The following is a 4926-nucleotide window of genomic DNA, read 5'->3' as shown; positions in this document are numbered from 1 at the left end:
TACTACCTCTATATCTGTAGCCTCCTGTCACGGAACACCTGCCTGTCGCATGAGTGTATACTGCAACCGGACTTTTTAAAGTTGGATTTCCAGGACAACTGGCAATGTTAAAAGGAGCATTTCCTTCGTAGCATCGCCATCCATAATTAATTCCAGACTCGCTTGAAGTCGCCAAATTCATTTCTTCAAATGCGTTTTGACCAACATCGGCTATCCACATATCATTTGTGATACTGTCAAAAGAAAATTTCCAAGGATTCCTAATGCCATAAGCCCAAATTTCATCTAAGGCATTTGCATCTGAGATAAATGGGTTGTCTGGAGGAATACTATACGTGTCTGGAAGTATTACATTATCTACATCTATACGTAATATTTTACCTAAAAAAGTATTAAGGTTTTGAGCGTTGTTTGATGGGTCTCCAGAAAAGCCACCATCTCCAGAACCAATATATAGGTACCCATCTGCCCCAAAATGCATATCTCCACCGTTATGGTTATATGCAGGTTGTGTAAAAGTTAGAATAATTTCTTCTGAACCAGGAATTGCTACATCTGGGTTATTGGTATCTCTTTCAAATCTTGAAATCACAGTATTTCCTAAGTTGTTGATGTAATTCACAAAAAAATAACCATTGTTTGTATAATCTGGGTGGAAAGCCAATCCTAACAATCCGCGTTCGTCACCAAAAAAGGCAACATCATAGACACGATCGTCTATATCTAAAAATGGAGTAGGTAATACGTTCCCATTTTCATCAATAACTTTAATAAATCCATCTTGTTCTGCAACATACAAATTAGTGTCACCTGCATGCTTAATGTTCACAGGGTTAATTAGATTCTGAGCAAAAACTGCTAAGTCTAAATCTTGCGCATTTAATAAAGCTGTGATTAGCAGACATATGATAATGGCAGTAGTTTTCATTTTATTAATATTAAGGAAGTTAAAATACAAAAAACCTAAGGAAGTAAGAAATACATTACGCTTTTGGGCTAAATTTTTCTTCTAATAGAGAACAAGTATTAAAGATTAGGTCATAAACATCATCAAATCCTTTTTCTCCACCATAATACGGGTCTGGAACATCTTTCTTTTGAATAGAGTCGTTCACTTCTAAGAATAATTTTACTTTGTCGATATCAGTAGAGTTTCTGGCTTTACTAATAATATCTCTATAGTTAGACCTATCCATAGCATAAATATAATCATAAGAATCAAAATCATAAACATCAAATTGTCTGGCTTTTTGATTACTAATATCTAAACCATTCTTTTTAGCTACTGCAATAGAACGAGGGTCTGGTGGTTTTACTAAATGATATGCCGCAGTGCCGGCTGAATCTACATAGAACTTGTCTTTAGGTAGTTTAGACTGTAATATACCATGAGCTAATGGTGAACGGCAAATATTACCCAAACACACCATTAAAATAGTAGTCATTTTTGTTTTTTTAATTTACAGTGAAAGCTTTTTAGCTAGATCTTCAACGTATTTTCTAAATTGCTTATCTGTTGAAGATAAATTATCAACTGTTTTACATGCATGTAGTACTGTGGCATGATCTCTTTGTCCAATTTGTGAACCAATACTCGCTAAGGACGCTTTAGTATATTTTTTCGCAAAAAACATAGCAAGTTGTCTTGCTTGTACAATATGTCGCTTACGCGTTTTAGATTGTAAAGTGTTCACATCCATCTGAAAGTAATCTGAAACCACTTTTTGAATGTAATCTATTGATACTTCACGTTTGGTATTTTTTACAAACTTCTCAACGATATCTTTTGCAAGATTTATAGTAATCTCTTTTTTATTGAATGAAGACTGAGCGATTAAAGATATAATAGCACCTTCAAGCTCTCTTACATTAGTCTTTATGTGTTTAGCCACATATTCAACAATTTCTTCTGGCATTTCAACACCATCTCTATAGAGCTTATTTTTTAAGATAGATACTCTGGTCTCAAAATCAGGTGTTTGTAATTCAGCCGAAAGTCCCCATTTAAAACGAGACAATAAACGCTGTTCAATATCTTGCATATCTACTGGTGCTTTATCACTTGTTAAAATGACTTGCTTACCGTTTTGATGTAAATGGTTAAATATATGAAAGAATACATCTTGTGTACCAGTTTTACCTGATAAGAACTGTACATCGTCAATTATTAAAACATCAATAATTTGATAGAAATGAATAAAATCATTTCTGTTATTCTTTTTAACCGAATCTATATATTGTTGTGTGAATTTCTCAGCTGAAATGTATAAAACTGTTTTTTCAGGATATTTGTCCTTGATATCCACACCAATGGCGTGAGCTAAATGTGTTTTTCCTAAACCAACACCACCAAATATTAAGAGAGGATTAAAAGACGTACCGCCAGGTTTATTTGCCACAGCAATACCGGCATTTCTAGCCAATCTGTTAGAATCACCTTCTAGGAAATTTTCAAAAGTATAGCTTGGATTTAATTGAGACTCAATCTTTACATTCCTAATTCCTGGAATAACAAAAGGGTTTTTTAATTCTGGACTCTTATTATTAAAAGGAACATCAACATCTTGAGACTTAACAGCGGATCTGTTTGAACTTGGAATTTTCTCTGTAAATGGTTGTTTATTGCCATAAGTGTTTTCCATTTTTATAACATAAACTAACTTTGCATCTTCACCCAATTCTTTGGTTAGGGACACTTTAAGGATTTTTACATAATGTTCTTCCAACCACTCATAGAAAAATTTACTAGGAACTTGAATACTCAAAGCATTACCCGAAAGTTTAACAGCTTGTATAGGTTCAAACCAAGTTTTGTAGGCTTGTGGTTGAATATTATCTTTTATAAAGGCGAGACAATTACTCCATACAGATTGCGCTGTGATCTCCATTCGTTAAACTTAATTATTAGTTGTTAGTTAGATTAGCAAAAAAAAAGAGAACTAGGATTCTCTACATGTTTTCTACACGACAAATATGTGAACAAAATTCTTAAAAAAAAAATCGATTAATATTGAATAATTAGAAATTTTTTCTCATGTTTAAAACTGTTGAAAATTACAAAATATTTCCTAAACAAAGGCATTAAAATGAATTATAATGAAACAAAAATACGCGTGCGATATGGCGAGACAGACCAGATGGGCGTTGTGTATCATGCTAATTATGCAGTTTATTTTGAGGTTGGTAGAACCGAGTGGTTGCGTGAGTTTGGTCTTTGCTACAGTGCTATGGAGGAAGAAGGTGTAATGCTACCCGTAGTTTCACTTAGTATAAATTACAAAAATTCAGCACGTTATGATGATGTTCTTAAAGTAAAAACTACATTAAAAAAACTACCTACAGCATCTATAGAATTTGAATATGAATTAAGAAATGAATCTAATGAATTATTAGCCACAGGTAATACAATTCTGGCATTTATAGATAAAAATAGGAACAGACCAATGCGTTGTCCAAAATATCTTTTAGATAAACTGCAAAATTATTCGTTATAATTCACTCACATCTACACCAAAAAAAGTATCGAACATATGGAAAACCTGAGAACTGTCCCTTTTTCTGACAGAAATTTCTAACAAACAATTGAGTTCTAACGTTTGTTTTATTATTTCAACCTTATTTTCTTTTAGAATGCGCATTACTTTGCTCATGTTTTTATATTCAAATTTTAGTTGAAATTTTGTATTTATTGTTCTTTCTATAATTTTCGCAGTTTCTAATGCATATTGCGCTCCTGTTCTGTAGGCATTAATCAATCCGCCTACACCAAGTTTTACTCCTCCGTAGTATCTTATTACTACAACTAAAACATTTGTTACATCAAAAGCTTGAATCTGACCGTAAATAGGCATACCTGCGGAATTATTTGGTTCACCATCATCGTTTGCTCTGTATTTTATGTTTTCTGTTCCTAATTGATATGCATAACACCAATGACGTGCCGAATAATGCATTTTTCTTAATTCTTCTATGCGCTCCTTAACTTCATTTTCATCTTTGACAGGATATGCATAACCATGGAACTTACTATTCTTATCCTTAAAGATATCACCTTCTGAAGGTTTTAGTATGGTTTTGTACGTGTCCTTAATATCCATTATACAGAAGTTACAATTATTATAGATATTATAGCAATACATATACCTAACCAATTTTTGTTCGATATGGTTTCTTTAAACAGCATTAAACCAACCAAAGTAGATAAGGCAACTATCGCTACATTATTAATAGTGAAAAGCGTTGAGCTTTCAAATCCATCAACTCTAAGCGCTTTTAAAAGAAAAAATATGGATGCATAATTTACCAGTCCTAATGTTATACCTAACGGCACGCTTCTTAATTTAAAACGAGTTTTAAGTTTTACGGATTTATATGATAAAACTGAAATACCAATAATAAAGGCAATCCCGAATATAGTCGCTGAAAATAATGGAATTTTATCTTGTGGTGCAAAATAATTTACTGATGTATCTATAACGCCAGAACCTAGAAATAATACAATAGGAAGATATAAAGACTGCGTGAGCTTAATATCAGTATTTGGCTTTATTGACGTTAGATATACTGCAATTAAAGCTAAAAGTATACCTATTATTTTTTGAAGCCCAAGACTTTCATTCAAAACAAAAACACCAAATATTATTGGTATTATAACACTCATTTTACTAGCCACTGACGCAACTGACAGGCCATTTTTTTGAGCTGTTAATGCCATAACATTAAATATGGCTATAAATAAAAAGCCTAATCCAACAGCACCATAAAACCAATCGGATCGTAAAATTTCGGTATAACTTATATTGACATTGTTATGAAACAAACCACAAAAACAAGCTGTGATATAATTAACAACAATAGCTTGCAGCGTGTTTATTTTGTATTTATTAAAGAGTTTAAATAAAACAAAAATTCCAGTAGAGGATAATG

At 32.4% G+C, this 4926-nt stretch carries 6 protein-coding genes; 1 reads left to right on the top strand and 5 read right to left on the bottom strand.

Going from position 1 to position 4926, the window contains the following annotated elements:
* The 3 genes from ACTG3Y_RS09260 to dnaA form a co-directional block, all read right to left on the bottom strand.
* Window positions 1-928: PQQ-dependent sugar dehydrogenase (locus ACTG3Y_RS09260; protein ID WP_439152644.1), on the bottom strand; the 928-nt coding region annotated here is incomplete at its 3' end.
* 55 nt (window positions 929-983) lie between these two features.
* Window positions 984-1445, bottom strand: coding sequence for a low molecular weight protein-tyrosine-phosphatase (locus ACTG3Y_RS09255; protein WP_439152643.1), 462 nt, complete (start codon window positions 1443-1445; stop codon window positions 984-986).
* 15 nt (window positions 1446-1460) lie between these two features.
* On the bottom strand, window positions 1461-2888 hold the full coding sequence (gene dnaA / locus ACTG3Y_RS09250) for a chromosomal replication initiator protein DnaA (RefSeq protein ID WP_439152642.1): 1428 nt from the start codon (window positions 2886-2888) through the stop codon (window positions 1461-1463).
* Between the two features lie 198 nt (window positions 2889-3086).
* On the opposite strand from dnaA, the gene ACTG3Y_RS09245 reads away from it, so the two are divergent.
* On the top strand, window positions 3087-3494 hold the full coding sequence (locus ACTG3Y_RS09245) for an acyl-CoA thioesterase (protein WP_439152641.1): 408 nt from the start codon (window positions 3087-3089) through the stop codon (window positions 3492-3494).
* On the opposite strand, the gene ACTG3Y_RS09240 is transcribed toward ACTG3Y_RS09245, so the two are convergent.
* Both ACTG3Y_RS09240 and ACTG3Y_RS09235 read right to left on the bottom strand, forming a co-directional pair.
* Window positions 3489-4097: an IMPACT family protein gene (locus ACTG3Y_RS09240; protein WP_439152640.1), complete on the bottom strand. Its 609-nt coding sequence runs from the start codon at window positions 4095-4097 to the stop codon at window positions 3489-3491. The genes ACTG3Y_RS09245 and ACTG3Y_RS09240 overlap by 6 nt on opposite strands.
* Window positions 4097-4926: EamA family transporter (locus ACTG3Y_RS09235; protein ID WP_439152639.1), on the bottom strand; the 830-nt coding region annotated here is incomplete at its 5' end. The genes ACTG3Y_RS09240 and ACTG3Y_RS09235, both read right to left, overlap by 1 nt.

The sequence above is a fragment of the Winogradskyella sp. genome (genome assembly GCF_965656915.1).
GTDB lineage: Bacteria > Bacteroidota > Bacteroidia > Flavobacteriales > Flavobacteriaceae > Winogradskyella.
Note: the sequence above shows the minus strand (reverse complement) of the source record. Positions and strands in the feature narration are given on the sequence as shown.

Coding starts and splice junctions, on each gene's coding strand:
- ACTG3Y_RS09255 (WP_439152643.1), bottom strand. CDS start 1,445: ATGACTACTATTTTAATGGTGTGTTTGGGTAATATTTGCCGTTCACCA.
- dnaA (WP_439152642.1), bottom strand. CDS start 2,888: ATGGAGATCACAGCGCAATCTGTATGGAGTAATTGTCTCGCCTTTATA.
- ACTG3Y_RS09245 (WP_439152641.1), top strand. CDS start 3,087: ATGAATTATAATGAAACAAAAATACGCGTGCGATATGGCGAGACAGAC.
- ACTG3Y_RS09240 (WP_439152640.1), bottom strand. CDS start 4,097: ATGGATATTAAGGACACGTACAAAACCATACTAAAACCTTCAGAAGGT.